This is a genomic window from Paenibacillus senegalimassiliensis, assembly GCF_001486585.1.
Lineage (GTDB): Bacteria > Bacillota > Bacilli > Paenibacillales > Paenibacillaceae > Fontibacillus > Fontibacillus senegalimassiliensis.
In genome coordinates, this window is the sequence record NZ_LN909043.1 from 175420 (window position 1) to 196031 (window position 20612).

The 20612-nt window shown below is 49.4% G+C and carries 18 protein-coding genes; 13 read left to right on the forward strand and 5 right to left on the reverse strand.

Features of this window, described 5'->3' with window-relative positions; all coding sequences use genetic code 11:
* Window position 1 precedes the first annotated feature (1 nt).
* Window positions 2-961, forward strand: coding sequence for a class 1b ribonucleoside-diphosphate reductase subunit beta (gene nrdF, locus BN3279_RS04550; protein ID WP_059049678.1), 960 nt, complete (start codon window positions 2-4; stop codon window positions 959-961).
* 72 nt (window positions 962-1033) lie between these two features.
* On the opposite strand, the gene BN3279_RS04555 is transcribed toward nrdF, so the two are convergent.
* Window positions 1034-3118, reverse strand: a complete 2085-nt coding sequence (locus BN3279_RS04555; RefSeq protein ID WP_392396833.1) for a serine hydrolase domain-containing protein — start codon at window positions 3116-3118, stop codon at window positions 1034-1036.
* A gap of 407 nt (window positions 3119-3525) precedes the next feature.
* The gene (locus tag BN3279_RS04560; protein ID WP_059049455.1) at window positions 3526-4704 is read right to left on the reverse strand and encodes an MFS transporter; all 1179 of its coding nucleotides are present in this window, start codon (window positions 4702-4704) and stop codon (window positions 3526-3528) included.
* Window positions 4705-4888: 184 nt separating this feature from the next.
* Here BN3279_RS04560 and BN3279_RS04565 point away from each other — a divergent pair, with 184 nt between their 5' ends.
* From BN3279_RS04565 to BN3279_RS04575, 3 genes are all read left to right on the forward strand, one after another.
* Entirely contained in the window at window positions 4889-5329 is a 441-nt protein-coding gene (locus BN3279_RS04565; RefSeq protein ID WP_059049680.1) for a hypothetical protein, read from the forward strand.
* A 27-nt stretch (window positions 5330-5356) separates the two neighbouring features.
* Complete coding sequence (locus BN3279_RS04570; RefSeq protein WP_059049681.1) at window positions 5357-6505, forward strand: transglutaminase domain-containing protein; 1149 nt, start codon at window positions 5357-5359, stop codon at window positions 6503-6505.
* A 140-nt stretch (window positions 6506-6645) separates the two neighbouring features.
* Window positions 6646-8676, forward strand: coding sequence for a peptidoglycan D,D-transpeptidase FtsI family protein (locus BN3279_RS04575; RefSeq protein WP_082672935.1), 2031 nt, complete (start codon window positions 6646-6648; stop codon window positions 8674-8676).
* 98 nt (window positions 8677-8774) lie between these two features.
* On the opposite strand, the gene BN3279_RS04580 is transcribed toward BN3279_RS04575, so the two are convergent.
* Window positions 8775-9737, reverse strand: coding sequence for an SDR family NAD(P)-dependent oxidoreductase (locus BN3279_RS04580; RefSeq protein WP_198343566.1), 963 nt, complete (start codon window positions 9735-9737; stop codon window positions 8775-8777).
* 120 nt (window positions 9738-9857) lie between these two features.
* Here BN3279_RS04580 and BN3279_RS04585 point away from each other — a divergent pair, with 120 nt between their 5' ends.
* From BN3279_RS04585 to BN3279_RS04620, 8 genes are all read left to right on the forward strand, one after another.
* A complete protein-coding gene (locus tag BN3279_RS04585) occupies window positions 9858-10433 on the forward strand; it encodes a TetR/AcrR family transcriptional regulator (RefSeq protein ID WP_059049458.1) in 576 nt (191 codons plus the stop codon).
* Window positions 10434-10593: 160 nt separating this feature from the next.
* On the forward strand, window positions 10594-11568 hold the full coding sequence (locus BN3279_RS04590; protein WP_059049459.1) for a metal ABC transporter solute-binding protein, Zn/Mn family: 975 nt from the start codon (window positions 10594-10596) through the stop codon (window positions 11566-11568).
* A gap of 33 nt (window positions 11569-11601) precedes the next feature.
* Window positions 11602-12360: a metal ABC transporter ATP-binding protein gene (locus BN3279_RS04595; protein ID WP_059049460.1), complete on the forward strand. Its 759-nt coding sequence runs from the start codon at window positions 11602-11604 to the stop codon at window positions 12358-12360.
* A gap of 4 nt (window positions 12361-12364) precedes the next feature.
* Window positions 12365-13315 carry a metal ABC transporter permease gene (locus BN3279_RS04600; protein WP_059049461.1) on the forward strand — a complete coding sequence of 317 codons (951 nt, stop codon included), beginning with the start codon at window positions 12365-12367 and terminating at the stop codon, window positions 13313-13315.
* A gap of 1 nt (window position 13316) precedes the next feature.
* Entirely contained in the window at window positions 13317-14198 is an 882-nt protein-coding gene (locus BN3279_RS04605) for a metal ABC transporter permease (protein ID WP_059049462.1), read from the forward strand.
* 210 nt (window positions 14199-14408) lie between these two features.
* Entirely contained in the window at window positions 14409-15152 is a 744-nt protein-coding gene (locus BN3279_RS04610) for a Cof-type HAD-IIB family hydrolase (RefSeq protein ID WP_082672936.1), read from the forward strand.
* Between the two features lie 9 nt (window positions 15153-15161).
* On the forward strand, window positions 15162-15647 hold the full coding sequence (locus BN3279_RS04615) for a DUF456 domain-containing protein (protein ID WP_059049683.1): 486 nt from the start codon (window positions 15162-15164) through the stop codon (window positions 15645-15647).
* A gap of 122 nt (window positions 15648-15769) precedes the next feature.
* Entirely contained in the window at window positions 15770-17392 is a 1623-nt protein-coding gene (locus tag BN3279_RS04620; protein WP_059049463.1) for a putative polysaccharide biosynthesis protein, read from the forward strand.
* 61 nt (window positions 17393-17453) lie between these two features.
* On the opposite strand, the gene BN3279_RS04625 is transcribed toward BN3279_RS04620, so the two are convergent.
* Window positions 17454-18005 carry a TetR/AcrR family transcriptional regulator gene (locus tag BN3279_RS04625; RefSeq protein ID WP_059049464.1) on the reverse strand — a complete coding sequence of 184 codons (552 nt, stop codon included), beginning with the start codon at window positions 18003-18005 and terminating at the stop codon, window positions 17454-17456.
* A 171-nt stretch (window positions 18006-18176) separates the two neighbouring features.
* Here BN3279_RS04625 and BN3279_RS04630 point away from each other — a divergent pair, with 171 nt between their 5' ends.
* Window positions 18177-19043: a ketopantoate reductase family protein gene (locus BN3279_RS04630; protein WP_059049465.1), complete on the forward strand. Its 867-nt coding sequence runs from the start codon at window positions 18177-18179 to the stop codon at window positions 19041-19043.
* Between the two features lie 45 nt (window positions 19044-19088).
* Here the strand turns inward: BN3279_RS04630 and BN3279_RS04635 are convergent, their stop codons facing one another.
* A complete protein-coding gene (locus tag BN3279_RS04635; RefSeq protein WP_059049466.1) occupies window positions 19089-20522 on the reverse strand; it encodes a DUF2515 family protein in 1434 nt (477 codons plus the stop codon).
* Window positions 20523-20612 lie beyond the last annotated feature (90 nt).

Here is a 20612-nt window from a genome sequence, read left to right on the forward strand (position 1 = left end):
GATGTGTGCGATACAAGCAGTCAACTGGAATCGTCCCGACGATGATTTCACGATGATGTTCTGGAATCAGAATATCATGCAATTCTGGACAGATGATGAAATTCCTTTGTCGGATGACAAGATGTCTTGGATGACCTTGAATCCTGAAGAGAAGGATGCCTATATGAAAGTGCTGGGCGGCTTGACCTTGCTCGATACGATTCAAGGTGGCGTAGGTATGCCACAAATTATGGAGCATGTGGACGGCTTGCAGCGTAAGGCGGTACTCGGCTTCATGGGCATGATGGAGCAAATTCATGCCAAGTCGTACAGTAGTATCTTCACGACGCTGGCCTCCAATGAGGAGATTGATGAGATCTTCCGTTGGGTGGAGCAGAATCCTATGCTGCAAACAAAGGCGGAGACCATTCGCCAATACTACACTAACATTAATTCTCCACGTGAGTTATATCTGGCTATGGCGGCTTCTGTGCTGCTGGAAAGCTATCTGTTCTACAGTGGCTTCTTCTACCCGCTCTACTTGGCGGGACAAGGTAAAATGACCTCCAGCGGAGAAATTATCGACCTGATCCTGCGGGATGAAAGCATCCATGGCGTATATGTTGGTGTGCTAGCGCAAGAAGTCTTCGCGCAACTGGATGAGGACGAGCAGAAGGATGTTCAGGAGACGCTCGAAGGGCTGTTGCATTACTTGCATGCCAATGAAGAGCGTTATACTGAGCAAATCTATGCGCAAATCGGACTGGTTGATGAAGTGAAGGCATTCCTTCGCTACAATGCCAACAAGGCGTTCATGAACCTGGGTCTGGAGCCTCCGTTTGAGGATGAGGAGATCAATCCAATCGTACTGAACGGAATCCGTACGGAAACGAAGCAGCATGACTTCTTCTCCAAGAAGGGTAATGGCTATGTGAAGGCGCTGAACGTAGAGCCATTGATTGACGAGGATTTCAACTTCTAAAAGTAAACATAAATAGAACAGGGTGCAATCGCATGTCGCGATTGCACCCTGTTTCTGTTCTGACAACTGAAGTTACGGTGTAGTCAGGGAGACAGTGAATACGGCTCCTGGGTCACCGATGAAGGCAATACTTCCTTCCTCCGGCAGCGTTACTTCACCGCTACCATGAACAACCGAGAAGCTAACGCATAGGCCGCTTTCGTCATACACGGCATAGGCTGCTTCGTTAGGAAGGTTAACGGTCATTGTTTTACCTGCAGCTTCAGCAGGGATGGTGTACCAGCGCACCGTCTCGTCGGACTTAAGGGTAGCCAAAGACTGATGCCCGGCATAAAGTGGCTTCAACGCATCCTCGCTAATATAAGAAGAGCCTGCGGCCTCCAAATATTCGGTTCCGTTCTTGTTAAGGAAACGGTATTCCGCCGTATCCCGACTACCTACTGCTGGAATCTGATGTTGGCTCTTCGCCGTGTCTGGTCCCAGAATCGGCTTGTCTATCCAATAGCCGGGCAAGGCGTCAGGGAGAAGATCAACACCCAGGATGGGTTCCATCACAAAGTAAATAATGGAGCTATATTTCTCGGATACGAGATAATAAGTTTTTCCTTCACGTTGCTCCCAGGCTTTAGCTGTTTCAGGAGAGATCTCCTGCTCCTCGAGCTTCTCGGCCGAGTAAAGATTCACCGCCAGTTGGCCCAGTTCCGGAACGGTCGCATACTGTCTCTCCCAGAGATAGGTACGTCCGTTATCTTCCTCAACGAAACTCAATTTGGCTGCTCCGTCCGCACTGACAAAGTCGCCATTTCCGACATGAATCAGCTTCTGTTCAGGTGCTTCAGGTGCTGCTGGTTGAGTGATGGACAAGGCTCCTTCTGCTACTTTGAGATAATACAATTGATTGGAGCTTCCATAGTAGCCTGTGTAAGCTTCCAGTTCCTTCGGCAAATCAGCTTGTACCGGAGTGCCGAAGCTCTTGGCGGGCTTCCATTCTTTAATCGTTCCCTTCTCCTTCAAGGCATGGAGAAGCATTTCGTTTGCGAGCAGTTGGTTTGTGCTGCTGGAGCCTCCTGAGGATAGAACCGCAGCCGCCATATTATGCTCTGGCAGTACGATCAGGGAGGCATGATACATCAGGGTATCTCCTCCTTTGACCAGAGCTTTGATGCCATAATCATTAAAAGGGAAGGCCTTCACGCTATCCCAGCCTAATCCGAAGTTCAGGACGCTATCGGCTTCAGGCGCCCATATTCCCTTCCGGTATTCAGATTCTCCCATGGCTTTCAGCGATGGCTCGGAGAGAATGCCTGCTTCCCCGGTAAATACGGAGGCGAAGGTGACGAGGTCCTCGGCTGTGGAATAAATGCCTCCAGTCCCGATGGCATTAACCGTTTCGTTTGGAAGTTGCTCTGGATAGGTAGGTAAATAGAGCGCCGCCAATTCCTCCGGCTCAAGACCGTCTTGTGGGGTTTGCGTATGGTTCAGCTTCAGCGGCTCTGTGAAATGCTGATGAACAAAAGAGGTGAAATCTGTACCACTTACCCGTTCTACTAAAATTTCGGCCAAAGTAAATCCATCATTACAATAGACTGAGAATGCGCCAGGATCGGCCTTGAGGGACTGGCCGGAGAGTTGCTCCAGCAAAGTATCGTGGGCATAAGTATCATTATCCTCGAACAAGAAGGCATTGGTCAGGCTGGAGCCTTGCAGTCCGGAAGAATGATTTAGCAGCATTCTAGGGGTAATCTGCTTGTAGCGGTCATCTTTCATTTTGAACTCCGCTATGTACTGCGTAAGCGGGGTATCGAGAGAAATCTTGCCCTGTTCCACGAGCTTCATTACAGCGGCAGTAGTAAACATTTTACTGGTTGAGCCAATGCCGTAAGTGGTATCTTTGGTCAACGGCACTTGACCTTCAATGTCATTTATACCGGATTGGCCTGAAACAATGATCTCTCCGTTGTCGATCAAGGCATATTGAATACTGGTCGTACCGTAAGTATCTGTTAAAAGTGCTGCTTTCTCGGCGGCAATTGCGGAAAGCTCGGTCGGTTGCGCTCCATCAGGAATCGCCTCTGCACCTGCAGCCAATGCTCCGCTAGGTAAAATTAATGAAATCATAAGCAGAAAAGCCGGGAAAATCGTCCGTTTATTCCTCAAACCTAAGACCTCCTTAAAATGGGTTGTATAAAGTAGTACGAATTTGGGAACTAGTGGTTCCGCTAATACGGCATATAAATAAAGGAAAAACACAAACCGGCCTGCCGATAGTGGCAGACCGAGTTGAGTTGAATCATCATATTGCTGGTTTAGAACAGAGGAGTGCGGAGAATGATGACGAGCAAAATGTACAAAACCAGGATTGCTCCTGTTGATGTCCATGCACCATAGCCAGGAACTACAGGGCCTGGTCCACAATTATCAATAGCACCCATTCGTGTTCACCCCACTTTCTGATTGGTCGGTGATTACACGATCATCTTATGTAGGGCGTCGTCCCGTGCCCTGTGCGGCTGCCTAAGCCAAGCAAAATTGTCATGTTGATGGTGGCAGTCAAGGGTGGGGGCCTACTGTGCTTTTGATGGACCGGCCCCAGTTCCCAGGGCCGGTGGGATTAGATTGCCGCGTTTCTTTGGCGGCATAATTAACGTGGCCAGCATGAGCAGGAAGAAAGCTAGAAAGTACGGTGAATGCTTGCCATGCAGGGCGCCTGCGGCAATGGGGCCGATAAAGGAGCCCAGTGACATGGCGATGGATTGCAGGGAGAATACTGTCCCCAATCTTTTACCCCCACTCAAATCAATAAAGAGGGAGGCCATCGCCGGAAATACGATGCCCTTGGACATTCCCAGCACAAATAAGGCAACGGGGAGGGCTATGAAATCCAGCGATGCCAAGGCGAAAAAGGACAGCGCAATGCCCAGAATACCGAAGCTGGCCCGCTTATAAGGTGAATATTTGTTCAAGAACAGCATCGACAACGTAACTAAGGCACCTAGGCTAATGATAGAGAAATAAAGGCCGGTGTGCATGATTCCTGCCGTTCCGCCTGCCTGCAAGGGAAGCTCAAAGAACAAGATACCTTGAGAGCAGGAGACTACAAGCGGCAGCAAATAGTAGCGTAGAGGAATGACCTTGATCTTGAGCGGAACCTGGGCCGAAGGAGCAAGCTTGGCCTTACTGCTGCCAGCATTTGTTCTGGCGGGCTCCTTAATAGTGAAAATAGCGATAATTCCTGTCGAAATCAGCAGCCACCCCAGAAGCTGAAAGGTCAGGGTGAACCCGGATTGAGCAACCAGAAAAGCGCCGGCTGCCGGGGATACTACAGAAGCTAAAGTGTGCATGACCCCGTGTCCAGCCATCAGCTTGCCTTGCTGCACGGCATTTCGGGATAGTGAAGCAAGCAAGGCCAGGCAGGCTGGGGACAAGAAAGCCAGTACAAAACCGCTGATGGAACGGAGCACTAGCAGTTGCCAAGGTTCGGTGACATGCGCCTGCATGAGCAGAATGATCCCGGCAGTAAGCAGGCTGAAAATCATGTAGCCCTTGCTGCCGTGTCGGTCAACGCCTTGCCCGGCAATCAGGTTGCCCGGCAAATGAGTTAACGCATAAATACCCATCATCCAGCCGATGAAGGTGGGGGCCGCCCCGAGAGATAACGCGAACGGGGTCAGAATCGGATACTGGGCATGCAGGTCAAAGAAAGCGAGAAACATAAAAAAATAAAGCCAGAAGGCGGTCTTCAAGAGACGTTTCTCTCCTTTCAGGTATGAACTGGTATGCTCTACTTGTACGCCCGGGGGGACGAACTTATACCCTTTTCCCAAAAAGCTTGGGCAAATTTGCATGTAATCCGGTTAAGCTGACATGAAGCTGGGCCATCATGTATAATGTAATAATAAAATTGGGGTCTAGGAGTGTTTGGAAATGATGGATATTCAAGTATGGACCGAGTTTTTGCAGGAGAACTGGCTGGTTATCGTAGTGGCGCTGGTGATTCTATTTCTGGTTATTAACTTTGTGAAGACGGTTGTGAAGTGGGCGCTGGTGCTGATTATTGCGGCCTTTATCATCGTGTATAGCGGAATCTCATTGAAGGATATAGGCGAAGCGGTTACGACGGTGAAGGAGCAGGCGGTCAGCATTAGCAAGAGCGAGGCGCTAAACATGATGAAGAATGAAGCGAAGGATGCCAAGCTGACGCAAAATGCAGATGGTACGTTTACGATCACTACACCAAATTTGGAGGTCACCGGCAAGATGGGTGACGACAAAGCCAAGGTGTCGTTCCATGGGGTATCCTTAGGGGAATGGACGGTCAATGATACGTTGGAGGCGTTCATTCAGGAGGCCGTGCGGAATTCGCAATAAGGCAGAGGTTTGGACACGGAGGTTAATATGACAGCAGCATTGCAAAACATAAGCGAATACAATTTCATCTCGGTAGTTCTGCTTCTGGTGCTGCTGGGTTCGGTGCTTCAAGGGCTGATGCGGGGAGCTTCGCGGTCGGCGGACCGTTTATTCTCGCTGGTCGGTGGCGGCATGCTGTCACTGATTGGTATTGCGGCTGCAATTCCATTGACATTGTGGATGTCTCCCAAGATTCAGGCCTGGTTGACGGAGCTCCCTCTTCCGAGTCGAGAACTGGCTAAATGGGAGCAAGTGCTCCACACGATTATTATGGCTGTAAGGGATTTTCCATTACTGCGTTTTGCCCTGGTATACCTCTTCATGTACTGGCTTGTTCGTACATTAGCGGGGGTGTTTGCCGGTTTCATTCATGGCGGCAATACCTTATTCGGCTGGCTGTCACCTGGAAGAGAGCGGCGGGCCTCGTTGCTCAGCCGTTTAACCGGGGCTTCAATCGGAGCGGTGATTGGTGCGGCGCGTTGCCTGGTGCTGATTGCTATCTTGTTTATTGTGGTGACACTATTTCCGGGTAGTCCGTTTAGTCGTTATATAGAGGCTTCACCTGTGTACCAGCAGGGAGCCAGAACAGTGATTGAGCCGCTTACCGGTAACTTAATCAAGGAGAAGCTCCCCGTGTTCACCCGTGGAGTGGAAGCTGAGCTTCGCGGTATTTTGCAGCAGAAGTATGAGGTTATAGATGCCAGTATTCCTCACAATATCGAGCTAGCTGCAGCGGAAATCACCGCAGATGCGAATTCGGATGAGCAAAAGGCCCGTCTGTTATATGACTGGGTTGGCTCTCGTGTCTCTTATGATTACGATAAGGTAAAGGATTATGAAGAAAAGGGGATCTGGCATGAACAGACGCCGCAGATGACCTTCGACACGAAGCTTGGGGTATGTATTGACTACTCCCGGCTGTATGCTGTAATGGCCAGGTCACAAGGCTTAGAGGTCAAGGTGGTGACCGGACTTGGTTATGATGGGCAGGGCGGCTATGGCCCGCATGCCTGGAACGAGGTGTATCTGTCAGAGCAGGATACCTGGATTCCCTTGGACTCAACCTGGGCCGGGAGTGGAGATTGGTTTAATCCGCCAGCCTTTAGCGAGACACATATTGTAGAACAACGAATCTAAGAGGTAGCACTTTAAGTAAATAGATTAAACTTTTTCCGAAGTAAGGCGTAACTACACTGCGCCTTACTTCGTTATGTTACTATAAGGATAAGTAAGTTTGGACAAGAATGAGTTAAGTGATGAAAGTAGGGGGAACACAGGTGAAAAGCGCCTATGGAGAAGATCCGCGCGAGCAGGAAATTGCGATGCAGCGCCATTTTAATATAAGGCTGAACATTTTTTTCTTTAGCGCATTTGCCATTTTTACTGTAATTATTGTACGACTGGCCATTTTGCAGTTCGTAGAGGGCCCAACCCTTTCCCAGCAGGAGAGCAGCTTGCGCGTCAAGGATGTGCCGCTGGCCCCTACCCGGGGAACCATCTATGCGGCAGGCGGGGAGAAGCTGGCTTACTCTACGCCGGTACAATCTTTATATATCACGCTGCAAAAGGATTACAGCAACACGGAGCGTGGGCTGAAGAATCGTCCGGAAGCGCTGGAAATCGCTGATAAACTAAAGGAAGTATTCGATAAGTATGGCAAGGCGGATACCGCGATGACCAAAGAGGAAATTATTGAAGCGATGGATCTGGAGTACCGGAAGCAAAACGGATTTTCACCACGTCGTATCAAGATTGATTTAACCTCGGGAGAGATAGCTTATTTCCTCGAACGAAAAAGTGATTTTCCGGGAATAGATATCGTGGAGGAAAGTATCCGCCATTATGATAAGGACACGGTAGCGGTTCAAACAGTTGGATACATCCGTAAATACTCTAACGCTTCAACGAACATTGATTTTTACAAACAAATTAGGGCCCAGACGGAGACACCCCCAGATATGCAGTATACAGAAACTGAGGATGTAGGCTACGATGGCCTGGAACTGCAATATCAAACGGAGCTTCGTGGTAAAAATGGTTATAAGAGCGTACCGATTGATCCACGCAACATGGCTACGGGAATTGCGGAGATTACTCCTCCCGTTAAGGGATATGACCTGCACACCAATATTAATAAAAACGTTCAAATGATTGCAGAGCAAGCCATCCTTGATCAGATTGATTGGGTGCATACCAATCGAGTATCAGGGAAAGTTCATCCCTATGCTAAAACGGGTTATGCTGTAGCGATGGAGGTGGATACAGGTAATGTCGTGGCGATGGCCAGTATGCCTGACTACGATACGAATGTTTGGCAGTCGGGAGGTATTTCGTCAGAGAATTGGCAACAGATTTCCTCCAACTATCAGAACGGGACGATTACGCCGATTTCTGCGGGGCGTTCGGGGCATGAATTTGATTCCACGGTGTTACTGGGTTCCACGATTAAGCCTTTATCAGTATTAATTGGACTTAATGAAGGTTTATTTACTCCAAGTACAAACTACTCTGATAATGGGGCAGCCTATTTCGGCAGAAACGATTCGGCGAGAGTCAGAAACTCTGGCGGCCATGCTTATGGACGACTTAATCCCACTGAAGCAATCAAGAACTCCTCCAATGCATTTATGGTAGATATGGTTGGGGAAAAACTCTACTACAAATACAGAAATGAAGGAATTGAAGTTTGGGATAACTATATGAAGCAATTTGGGCTTGGTGCTTCGACGGAGGTTGACTTACCAAATGAATATTTGGGATTCCTTGAGTATAAACAGGAATCTGAGACGGTGCTGTCACGTTTGGCCTATGCTTCATTTGGCCAGCAAGGGAAATATACAGCAATGCAATTGGCACAATACACGGTTATGCTGGCTAACAAGGGAAAGAGAATGGAGCCGCATGTTGTAAATAAAATTACCGATGCTCAGGGAAATATCATCAAGCAATTTGAGCCTACGGTGTTGAACGAAGTTGATTTTAAGGATGCCCATTGGGCGGCAGTTATTGATGGGATGAGAACAAATGTCAGTGCATTTAATGGCTTTCCGTATGACTTCGCCCGGAAAACGGGGACCTCAGAGCAGGATTATAGAGGTAGATTGCTTGAGAACGGTGTGTTTATCGCTTTTGCTCCGCGAGAAAATCCGAAGCTGGCTGTAGCGGTGGTTATTCCGGAAGGTGGGTTCGGGGCTTACAGTGCCGCCCCCGTGGCCCGGAAAATTTTTGATGCGTACGACCAGGAATATGGGCTGGATGGAGTACCGAAGAAGTCCAACAACCAACAATCGCCCGAAACAAACGAATGATAAAAAACACCTTCAAGAAAGTGCAGTAATGTCGTAAGCAGACAATCTTGAAGGTGTTTTTTCTTTTGAATTTATCTCTTTATACATTCAGAGCAAATTTAATCAGTAAGTAAAATGGATTCGCTAGCCTTCAGTTTTGTCAGCTCGACGCTGACATTCCATAAGTTTTTTCTATTCACCAGGTTATAGGACATAACGGAAGATGGAATTTCTTTGACTCCTTCGTAATATTTCCCCGTCGAATCCTCGAATTGGGGACTTGTAACCAAGGCCGCTAATCTTCTACCAGATTTCGCAGTTGTGTTTACTTGGGGATGGACAAGGATTAACATACCAAGAATATATCTGGAAACAAATCGCAGAAAAGGACTCCAGCTTCGGGCAAGCCCAGTTTCAGGCATTAAACCTGGGTCGAATGCATTCACCGTAATCTGCTTATTTGTAAGCAGATTAATTCGGTCGGCTAGCTCGTAAGTGCAGTAAATATTGCATAGCTTAGAGGTTGTATATAAGCGCCGTCCTGTGAAGGATACATCTTTGGCAGCAACCTCCTTACTCGAATAGGCTAGTAACATGGCATCCTCGTAGACCGGCTCTGGCATTCCTGATTTTTTTAGCGGGTCGTGGGTTCCGCTGCTTACAAAGACGATTCTCCCATGGTCCACCATTTTATCCACTAATAAATTGATAAGCAGAAAATGACCGAGATGATTGACGGCAAAGGTTTCTTCAAAACCATCCTTTGATACATGTGCTTTATCGACAAATTGAACGCCAGCATTACATACAAGCGCATATAGCGGAGGTAGGGGGGAGGTTGAGAATTTTTTGGCGAAGGTTCTAACAGATTCTAAAGACGAGAGGTCAAGCTCCATTGCGGTAATGTTGGTATGGCCGGTTTCCTTCTTCATCGCGAATGCAGCTTCCTCTCCTTTTTTCGTATTGCGGCAAGCCAGTACAATATGAGCGTTCTTCTCGGTTTGGGCAAGCGTTTTGGCGCATTCATATCCCAAGCCTGTATTTCCACCTGTTATAACAATAGTTTTCATCGATAATTGCACAAGATCACTCCTCATTGGTGAAATGTTGACAATGTCAACTTATGTGTAGAGTATATCCCCTTTTGTTGACAATGTCAACGTGATATGATTAGGCTATTACTTTCAGAATGAGAGGATTCTATGAGAAACAATGATACCAAGCAAAGACTGCTGGAAGTTACTCGACAAATGATTGATAAGCATGGTGTAGATGCTGTAAATATGCGTGACTTAGGAAAAGAAATTAATCTATCCAGGAGCGCAATTTACAGGCATTTCAGAGATAAAGAGGATTTGCTCGCGGCAATTGTAGCGGAAAATTTTGAGAGCTTGAACCAATCCATTATTGATCTAATTACAGAAATCAAAGATGTCAGAGAGTTGGTTTACTCCATTCTGCAAACCTATTATCGTTACGGTATCCAAAATCAGGCACACTATCATCTTATGTTCAGTAAGCAATACGATAAAAAAAGTCATACGGAGCTTTACTTGCTGGCATCTCAATCCTTTCGGGCCATTGAACAGCATTTGAGCAAAACAGACAATCAAACCTACAAGACAAAGAAATCCTCAAAGGAATCAACAGCATTAATGTTTGCTTTCATTCACGGCTTGGTCGACTTAAATGCTTCCGGACATTTTGAGGCAGAAAAGGGAATGGATGATGCAGACAGATTGATTCAATCCTTTGTGGATTTGATATTCTATTTCTAATTTTGAGAAAAAGCAAAATTCCACTTGCTTTTTTTTTTGTCTTCCCTTAAAATTTGCCCTAGGGAAACATTTTTACATTAAGCTAAAAAAAAAAGTTAAAGTAAACAAGTGTTTACTTGTACAACTTAAAAAACAATGTATACGGAGAGGAGTTCATGTAATGAACGAGATGCAAGTGAAGAAAAGCCCGTTTCATCGGGCAAAAATGACTTTGGGGATTTTGGCCCTCATTATATTGGGCGCTTGCTCCAAGGTGGAAGGGCAAGCCGATTCGGTGCAACGGCCTGCGGACGGAGAGCCCATTCAGGTCGTGGCTACGATTGGAATGATTACGGATGTAGTGAAGCAGGTAGGCGGTGAGGAAGTGGAAGCAAACGGTCTAATGGGCCCTGGCGTGGACCCTCACTTATATAAAGCTTCGCAAGGCGATATTGAGAAGCTGGATAAAGCCGATATTATTTTCTACGGCGGGTTGCATCTAGAAGGTAAAATGACAGAAATTTTTGAAAAGATAGAAAATCGCAAGCCAACAGTTCCGGTATCCAAGGATATTGATCCTGAATTGCTGAGATCCGGTGCTGATGCAGGGGGTTCACAATATGACCCGCATATCTGGTTCAATGTGCGCCACTGGATTTCGGCTACGGAGACCATCCGGGATACGCTGGTCGCCTATGACCCGGATCACGCTGAGACCTATCAACAAAATGCTGAGGCGTATATTACTCAACTGGAAGAGCTGGATGCGGAAGTAAAACGGCAAATTGCCGAGATTCCGGACCAAGACCGGGTCTTGGTAACAGCTCATGATGCGTTTGGTTACTTCGGGGATGCTTATGGCATTGAGGTCATGGGATTGCAGGGCATCAGCACGGCGGCGGAATATGGCTCCAAGGATGTCAGCAAGCTGCGGGATTTTCTGGTCGAGAATAAGATCAAGGCTGTATTTGTAGAGTCGAGTATCCCGACCAAATCCATGGAGGCGGTTATTGCCGGGGCCAAGGAGATGGGTCATACCGTCAAGATCGGTGGCGAGCTTTATTCGGATTCCATGGGAGAGCCAGGATCGGATGCAGATACGTATATTAAAATGGTCGAACATAACGTAAGCACCATCGTGGAGGCGCTGAAATAAAATAAGAAAGCACGATAGAAAAGGGGAAGTAAAATGAAAGGTTATCCGCTGGAAGTCAGTCATTTGACCGTAGCATATCAGAAAAAACCGGTACTTAGATCGGTATCCTTTCAAATACCGGAAGGCAAATTAATTGGAGTTCTCGGTCCCAACGGGGCCGGGAAGTCCACGCTGCTCAAGGCGGTACTTGGCCTCATTCCAGCCTTGGACGGCGAAGTTCGTATTTACGATCGTCCTTATCGCGAGCAACGCAAGATTATCGGCTATGTGCCGCAGCGGGAATCCGTGGATTGGGATTTCCCAACAAACGCGCTGGATGTCGTCATGATGGGCCGGTATGGACATCTCGGCTGGTTCCGTCGGCCTGGTACCAAGGAGCGCCAGATTGCAATGGAATGCTTGGCGAAGGTAGGCATGGCAGACTTTGCTGGTCGTCAGATCAGCCAACTGTCAGGCGGGCAGCAGCAACGGGTATTTCTGGCACGGGCGCTGGCACAGAACGCGCAATTGTATTTTATGGATGAGCCGTTCTCCGGGGTGGATGCAACAACGGAGAAGGCGATCATCAATCTGCTGCATGAGCTTAAGGAACAGGGGAAGACCGTATTGGTTGTCCATCATGACCTGTCAACGGTCAAGGAGTATTTTGATCATGTATTGCTGCTAAATGGGGAATTGGTCGCCGCAGGTCCTACGGAAGAGACCTTTACCCCAGCTAATTTGCACAGTACGTACGGGGGCCGAATTGCCATGCTGGCTGATTTTGCCACTGTGCCGTCAGGGACGGTGTGATGCCATGTTAGCGGATCTGATACGTTGGTTCACCGATCCAAACATGCAGTGGATATTAGCCGGATCTTTGCTGCTTGGCTTAGGTAGTGGAGTGATTGGCTCCTTCACCTTCTTGCGCAAGCAAAGCTTGCTCGGGGACGCGCTGGCACATGCAGCTTTGCCCGGGATATGTATCGCATTTATGCTGAGCGGGGTCAAATCGGTGGGGCTGTTCATGCTGGGGGCTATCATCGCAGGCATGTTGGCTACCTTCGGTATTTCAGCCATTACTCGTTATTCGCGGATTAAGCAGGATGCGGCGCTTGGTATTGTATTGTCCGTATTTTTCGGAATCGGGATTGTCCTGCTGACCAAGATTCAGCATAGCGGCAACGGGAACCAAAGCGGGCTGGATAAATACATGTTCGGTCAAGCGGCTTCCATGATGTTATCGGACGTTTATATGATGGGTGCGGTGTCCGTACTTCTGATTGTCGTCTGTGCGCTGTTGTTCAAGGAGTTCAAGCTGGTCAGCTTTGACCCTGGTTTTGCCCGGGGGATGGGGTTGAAGGTAGCATTTCTGGAGCAACTGTTGCTGCTGATGACCGTTATTGCGGTCGTCGTTGGTATTCAGGCTGTAGGTGTTGTGCTTGTAGCAGCCTTGTTGATTACCCCTGCTGTGGCCGCAAGATACTGGACGGATGCCTTAGGTCTGATGGTCGTATTGGCAGGAGTGTTTGGCGCTTTGTCAGGCGTGACAGGGACGCTAATCAGTTCCACTTTATCTAATTTGCCGACTGGCCCGGTAACGGTGCTGGCCGCCACGGCATTGTTTTTTGTTTCTGCGGTATTTGCCCCCAATCGGGGACTTCTGGCCAAGTGGCTCCGGCATTTACGTAGTCGCAGTGAGGTGCAGAAGTATGCGGGTCGCGCCGTTGTTCATCAAAGTCAGACGGTAGAAAGGGGGACGGAATGATATGACGGATTTTTGGATTATTCTCACCGGAACCCTGGTGGCTGCTACTTGTGGGATATTGGGCTGCTTTCTCGTCCTGCGCAAAATGGCGATGGTTGGCGATGCCATCAGTCACTCTGTATTGCCCGGGATCGCGATTGCATTCCTGATCAGTAGCTCCCGAGATTCCATGCTAATGCTGTTTGGGGCAGCGGTACTTGGCTTGATTACCGTATTTCTGATTCAACTGCTGCAAAATAGCGGCCTGCAATCGGATGCGTCCATCGGTATTGTGTTCACCGCACTGTTCGCTATCGGTGTTATTATCATTAGCCGGAATGCGGCCCATATTGATTTGGATCTTGATTGTGTCTTGTTCGGCGAAATTGCATACGTGCAATGGGATACATGGGTGTGGAACGGTTACGACATGGGACCTGTAGCCGTATGGATGCTCGGCGGTACGCTATTGATTGTTCTTGCCGCTATCGGGTTGTTCTATAAGCAGTTCAAGCTATGTGCCTTTGACCCGGCGCTCGCCGCTGCTGTGGGTATCCCGGTGGCATTGTTCCATTATATGTTGATGGGGCTGGTCTCGCTGTCCACCGTAGCTTCATTCGAAAGTGTTGGCGCCATCCTGGTCGTAGGCATGTTGATTATTCCGGCCGCTACGGCTTACTTGCTGACGGATCGTCTTAGCATGATGATCGTTTATAGTGTACTGATCGGTGCTATTAGTGCAACAGGCGGCTACTATGCGGCGAAATGGCTGGATGCTTCCATCGCTGGAGCCATGGTCACGGTAGCGGGGATCTTGTTCGTGTTAGCGTTCATCCTGTCTCCATCCCATGGGTTGGTGGCTCGGTTGGGCAAACGCAGACGGATGAATTCCGCGGCTGCTTAATCTGAAATAGATCAGGTTGAGCGAAAGACTCTATTCTGAATTCATGGGACCATTTTGGTCTTATGGAGCAGGGTAGAGTCTTTTTTCATGAACGGATGATTATGCTGGAAGGCTTACCCAAAGCCTGATAAGCTTTGTTGGCTTCTTGGGAATATGGTAAAATGACGGTAGCTTACAGAGACAAGAACATGGGGATGGGGGAGTTGTCTTTTGAAATACAAACTGCTGGCACTCGATATGGATGGGACGTTGCTTAATGATCTTCATGAGATTACACCGGAAACAGAGTATTGGATTCGCAAGGCCGCTGCGGCCGGGGTTCATGTCTGCCTATCTACGGGGCGCAGCTATGATGAGGCAATTCCTTACGGAGACCAGTTGAATTTGGGAACGCCGATGATTACGGTCAACGGCAGCGAGATATGGAAATCACCGCATGAATTGCATCGACGGATACTTCTGGAACGCCCGCTGATTGCAAGGTTATATGAAATTTCCCGGGAAAAGCAAGTGTGGTTCTGGGCAAATTCGGTAGAGGGCAGCTTTAATGAAGGAAGCTGGCTACCGGAGCTTCTGGAACGCAACCACTGGTTGAAATTCGGTTATTTTACAGAAGATGATGCTGCACGGATGGCTATTTTGCAGGAATTAGAAGAGATGGATAGCTTCCAAATTACCAACTCTTCACCGCATAATTTGGAGATAAATCCGAAGGGGATCAGCAAGGCCAGCGGGATTCAAACGGTGTGCGAGCTGCTTGGCTTGCAGATGTCCGAGGTTGTGGCTATCGGCGACAGCCTGAACGATTTGGCAGCCATAGAAGCCGCCGGACTTGGCGTAGCTATGGGAAATGCCCAGGAACTCGTCAAGGAGAAGGCCGATCTCGTTACCGCTACTAATAATGAAGATGGAATTGCCTGGATTATTCGAGATTATGTTCTGACGGAGGAGTGACTTCACTTGCTGACCGTAATAGGCTGGATTATCGTGATTGCTTTATTTGCCGTAGGCCTGGCAGGCGCTGTATATCCTGTCTTGCCGGGTGCGCTTGCCATCTACTTTGCTTTTTTTGTCTATGGCTGGTTTTTCTCCTTCGATTCATTTGGTCCCTTCTTCTGGATTGTGCAAACGCTGATTGTGGTCGTTCTATTCGTAGCCGACTACGCGGTGGGGGCTTGGGGAGTGAAGAAGTTTGGCGGCAGCAAGCTGTCCGTCTGGCTTAGCACCATCGGTATTATTGTGGGTCCCTTTGTCATCCCGGCCTTTGGTCTGGTGTTGGGGCCGCTCATTGGCGCTATGATTGGCGAGCTAATCAAGGGAGAGTCCTTGTCCAGATCGTTTAAGGTCGGGATAGGCTCTGTAGTTGGCTTGTTTAGCAGTATGGTGGTCAAAATTATTTTGCAGATTGTAATGATCATTGTGTTCGTCATTTGGATTGTTGTTTTTTAATATAGAAGCGTGATGAACCCAATGCACATGGGAGCCTACCTTTCAGGATGTTTTGTCCATTTTTTTGCTATTTCTAGTGAGCAATATTAGTTATCAGGTTTGTGGGGAAAGAAGGAATCGAGTTGTCGAAGAAAGAGTCGTTTGTTAGAGGTACGTTAATTTTAGCTGGAGCAGCGCTCATTGCCAGAGTTTTGGGCTTGTTCCAGCGCGTTCCGTTAGAGCACATTCTCGGGGAGATCGGGAATGCCTCCTACTCCCAGGCTAATGCGGCATACTTTATGCTGTTAACGTTGGCCACGGCGGGGATACCAAGTACACTAAGCAAAATGGTGTCAGAGAGGCACGCCTTAAATCGGCCAGAGGAAGCACGGCGCATTTATCAGGCAGCACTTCTTTTTGCCGCGTTCGCCGGGGTAGTTATGTTTATCCTGCTCTATATCCTGGCCCCTTATTATGCCATTGCCTCCAAGGTTCCGGAGTCCGTCACGGCGATTCGAGCCTTGGCTCCGGCGTTGCTGTTGTTCCCACTGATTGCGATGATTCGCGGTTATTTGCAAGGGCGCAACATCATGATTGCTGGCGGGGTGTCTCAGGTCATTGAGCAAATTGTCCGTGTAGCCACCGGTATATTGTTAGCGTTCCTGCTGTTTCACTGGGGATATTCCGGTCAGACGATTGCGGCGGGGGCTACCTTTGGCGCCGTATTGGGTGGGGTCGCTGCACTTATGGTCATGCTGTATTATAGTATGAAAATGTCGCGTCAGGACCGTAATGAAGCCAGTCATGCTGCAATAAATGGTGTGTCTCGGACGCCCCTCAAGCGGATTTATGGGGAGATTTTCAAGCTATCGATTCCGATAGTGTTAACCGCCTTGGCTGTTCCGGCCGTAAACTTTATTGATAATTCAATATTAAATCCGCTCTTAAGTGGGCAAATGAGCTTGAGTAAGTCCACTTACCTGTTAGGTATTTTGGGGAACCGGGCACAAATGATCGCTGGCATTCCGCCAATCCTGGCAATCGCACTAAGTCAATCGCTGGTGCCGATTATTTCCGCCGCTTATGCGCGGAAGGATGAGGAGCATTTGCAGCGGCAGGTCACCTTGGCTATGCGGGTAGCGGTGCTCAGCGGTATGCCGATTATTCTGGCATTGGGTACGGCGGCTTACTCCGTAAACGGTTTGCTGTTCAGTACGCGAGATGGTAGCAGTATTGTAGCACTGTTAACGTTCATGACGATTTTCCAAATCACGATGATGACCAGTAACTCCATCCTGCTAGGGGTAGGCAAGGCTAATCTATCGATGGTCCACGTTGGCATCGGGGTGGCGGTCAAGTTGGCGTCTAGTGTCGTGTTGGCTCAATTTATGGGGATATACGGAATTATTACTGCGACAGGGTTATGCTTCCTGGTGATTACGCTGCTTAATGTGCGTGCAATCAAGCGTATTGTGCCGTTCTCGTTGATGGGTAAGCGTTGGGCGGGGTTCCTGCTGACCGTCGTTGCCTTGTCTGGGGTAGGTTACGGTCTGAACCAATTGGGTATTCAAATGGTGGATCTGATGCCAGCCCGTATTGCCTTCTTCCTCACCTGTGCGATTGTAGGTGTAGCTGTAGTAGCGATGTATCCTGTGCTACTGATCCTGCTTCGCGTCGTCCGCAGGGACGAGCTGGCCAGTTACCCTGCACCGCTGCGTAAGGTGTTGTCACCGTTGATGCGGTTGCAGCGGGTACCCGGAAAGTAAGGAACATGGAGTAGAAGCACAATTGATTATTGTGGCTTCTGCTCTTTTTTTTGTAAACAGATTAGTTGTCTCCAGTAACAGAGGAAATTCCTGAAGTAAATAGCCGATCTATCAAACGAAATAATTCGTCCGGGGACAGATCTTTGTGTCTGCGTTGCCAGAGGAGCAGCAGTGAAAAAGAAGTAGAGATATGGAACTCCAACAAATACGGTGTTATTGAACTGTTTTCCGGTAAACAATAATTTGGCCCTTCTTCTGCAAAAAATTCCCCTTTCAGCTTTTCTAGAAAACGGATATTACCGTAATTCCCCAATAAAGTATTTAGGTGCATTTCTTTTTCCTCGAATAGCAGCAGTATATCCTGTGGCTTGATGTCCACTTGCTCCGTGTTATTTAATTTACTACGAAAATAATCCAATATATCGTTTTCCACGTAGCCAAGCAAATCGTAAACATCGGTAAAATACTGATAAAAGGTACTGCGATTGTATCCCGACTTGTTTGCAATTTCCTGGACTGTGATTTTCTCTATGGGCTTTTGACCATAAAGTTCGCAAAAAATGCTGATGAACGTTTGTCTTGTTTTCTCGGTAACTTCCGGTTGTTTTCTCATCTCTCGCTCCTTTGTGAACCATCCCATCATCCGACAAATGAGAACCATTTGATGGTTGTTGAATGTAAAACAAAATCGTATGATTCATCATACAACACATTGTCTTATAGTCAAAGGCACAAGGAGGATAACAATGAAACATTTAACGAGCCTTGGGAAGAGGGTTGCTAGATGAGGATATTAGTCTATGGTGCGGGGGTTCTTGGCAGCCTCTATGCCGCCCGTCTGTATGAGGGGGGACGCGATGTCTCGTTGCTGGCCCGGGGGAAGCGCCTGGCTGTTCTGCGTCGTCACGGCGTACAACTTGCCGAAGCAAATAGCCCGGTCATCAGGCAAGTAGCGGTTCCGGTGGTAGAGCACCCTGACGGAGATTACGACCTGATTATCGTTTTCGTCCGTACCCATCAGGTAGACGCGGTGCTGGAGTCCATCGCGAATCTCAAAAGTGATGTGCTGTTCATGCTCAACTGGGCAGCCGGAGCCACACCGCTGGGAGCGAAGATTGGGCGGGAGCGAGTGCTGCTTGGTTACCCAACGTCTGCGGGTACCTTGGATGGCGATGTGGTCCGCTACCGTTCGACCAGCTTCATAACCAGCTTGGTCCCCATGCCTATCGGTGAGCCGGATGGCAGCAGCAGTCCGCGACTGAAACGAATCGCAGGGGAGTTCCGTGCTGCGGGAATTAACGTTAAGGTCGAGCCTCGGATGGACGCCTGGCTCAAGACCCATGCGGCGTTTGAGGTGCCGCTCTTGCAGGCGGTGAACGCAGCAGGGGGCCCACTGGCCTTGGCTGACGACCGGGAAGCTATCCGCAGCATGATTCGCTTCATGCGAGACAACCTGTCCATGATGTCGAACCCGCCAGTGCCTCGCGGGTTCGCTGCCTTGAAGAATCTGCCAGAGGGGATGCTTGCTGTCATGCTGCGACGCTTCTTGCGGAGTTCGGTCACTGAGCAGCTCAATAGCCCCTCGCCTGCGGCGATAGCCGAGCTTGAGCGGCTGGGCGAACAGGTATTGGCCCATGTGAGGGTCCTGTAACATCAGGAGCTATGCTTCCTTGACCGGAACCGGGCTATCCATGGGCTAACGCTCGTCCACCGCATCGTGCACCAATGCGGTCTTGAGCAGGCCGTTCCTGTGCTTGCAGCTGATGTCGCACAGGAACGGCCTTTTGGGTGCGCTGATGCCGTCCAGCGCACGAAGGTCCTTGAGCCAATCCTCTCTGGAGATTGGCTCATAGGGGGTATCGCCCCAAACGCTTAGCAGTTTGGGGCTGTAGAGACGCTCGCCTGGCGGCAGCGTCTCCATGTCCAGAAGCGCTGACGCCTGCGTGGGCGTCGTCAGCGCTTCTTCCAGATTGGCCGTGAACAAGTCCGGCCAATAATCCGCCCGCGAGCCGCTATGCGGCACGCTCGCGGCAAACCGCTCCGCGCCGCTGCGCACGGCGCGGTAGCCCATCAGCATCGCGTACAGGCTCTTGCCTAGCGCGATGCGAGCAGCTAGGCTGCCGAAGTCCGAGACGGTGCGGCCGGCGAGGCGCCGCACCTTCCAATCGGCAGCCGGCCCGTCCAGGGGCGCGTTCGTACACGCCGCGCCCTCTTCTTCTGCGTCACGCGCTGCTCCCGAGGCTGCATCCGCAGCCAATGGGGCCTCGCTAGACGCAGCCCGCTCCTCCACCAGTAACGCTGAACTGGCGTCCATGCCTTCCGCTGGTTCCAGCAATGGGAACACGATCTGATTCAAGCCCATCAGGCTGAAGAGATGAAAGCCCGCCGTTCCGGTCACATACTTCTGGAAATAGGGATGCTGAATGACCCGCTTCTCGATATAATTCTGCTCGTTAATAATCAGACCAACGGTAAGCAGGGCACTGCCGCGATCAATCCAGAAGCGTTCCCAGAAGGGGCTCATAAATCGGGAGACATGGAAATAGGGCAGCAAGTGAAAGAGGCTGGCTCCACGCTCCCGACTCTTCCGGTATAAAAGAAGCTGGGGATAGGCATCCTGAAAAATCAAGGCATTGCCCCGCTCCAGGAAGCGGTAATTCAACCGCTTGGCTTCCGGTTCCATTGCTTCTTCGAGTCTGCTGCCCTGCAAATCGGTCATATTGTATCCGGCATTCCGTGATACCATGTGGGCGAGGAATGCCCAATGCAGCTCTGGACAAGCCTCGTAACAAGCCAGGTAAGCCGCCGTTCGGGTGATGTTGCTAATTCCTGCCTGACGAGTCTCATCCGCAATGCTTTCGGCAAGCTGAAGGTCTTCTGCACTGAGCGCTTCAGCCGAGGGACGGGGAGTAAGGCCGCGGCGTAGCAGATCCTCGATCTCCGCAATGACGGTGCGGGCGGCTGATTCGCTCCAGCCCAAAGACGCAGGCGCTTCCCGCAACTGGGATGAGCCCGAGAAGGCGGCCGTCTGGCTAGTAATCATAAGCCGGATAGCGTCGGGCCACCGATGCATGAACCTGGTGATTCGATGGGCTGGCGACGTTTCGTCTGTACGGGATGACCGATCCATGGCAACATACTCCTTTCCTGACCTGCTTCATAATTAGAAGGTGACTTTTTGAACAACCTCATAATAGTATGGCCTAAATATTTGACTTCC

Bases quoted from the DNA above. Each gene is read 5' to 3' on its own strand.
- BN3279_RS04600 (WP_059049461.1), top strand. From the start codon at position 12,365: ATGTTAGCGGATCTGATACGTTGGTTCACCGATCCAAACATGCAGTGG.
- BN3279_RS04570 (WP_059049681.1), top strand. From the start codon at position 5,357: ATGACAGCAGCATTGCAAAACATAAGCGAATACAATTTCATCTCGGTA.
- BN3279_RS04585 (WP_059049458.1), top strand. From the start codon at position 9,858: ATGAGAAACAATGATACCAAGCAAAGACTGCTGGAAGTTACTCGACAA.
- BN3279_RS04625 (WP_059049464.1), bottom strand. From the start codon at position 18,005: ATGAGAAAACAACCGGAAGTTACCGAGAAAACAAGACAAACGTTCATC.
- BN3279_RS04630 (WP_059049465.1), top strand. From the start codon at position 18,177: ATGAGGATATTAGTCTATGGTGCGGGGGTTCTTGGCAGCCTCTATGCC.
- BN3279_RS04605 (WP_059049462.1), top strand. From the start codon at position 13,317: ATGACGGATTTTTGGATTATTCTCACCGGAACCCTGGTGGCTGCTACT.
- BN3279_RS04590 (WP_059049459.1), top strand. From the start codon at position 10,594: ATGAACGAGATGCAAGTGAAGAAAAGCCCGTTTCATCGGGCAAAAATG.
- BN3279_RS04595 (WP_059049460.1), top strand. From the start codon at position 11,602: ATGAAAGGTTATCCGCTGGAAGTCAGTCATTTGACCGTAGCATATCAG.
- BN3279_RS04635 (WP_059049466.1), bottom strand. From the start codon at position 20,522: ATGGATCGGTCATCCCGTACAGACGAAACGTCGCCAGCCCATCGAATC.
- BN3279_RS04565 (WP_059049680.1), top strand. From the start codon at position 4,889: ATGGATATTCAAGTATGGACCGAGTTTTTGCAGGAGAACTGGCTGGTT.
- nrdF (WP_059049678.1), top strand. From the start codon at position 2: ATGTGTGCGATACAAGCAGTCAACTGGAATCGTCCCGACGATGATTTC.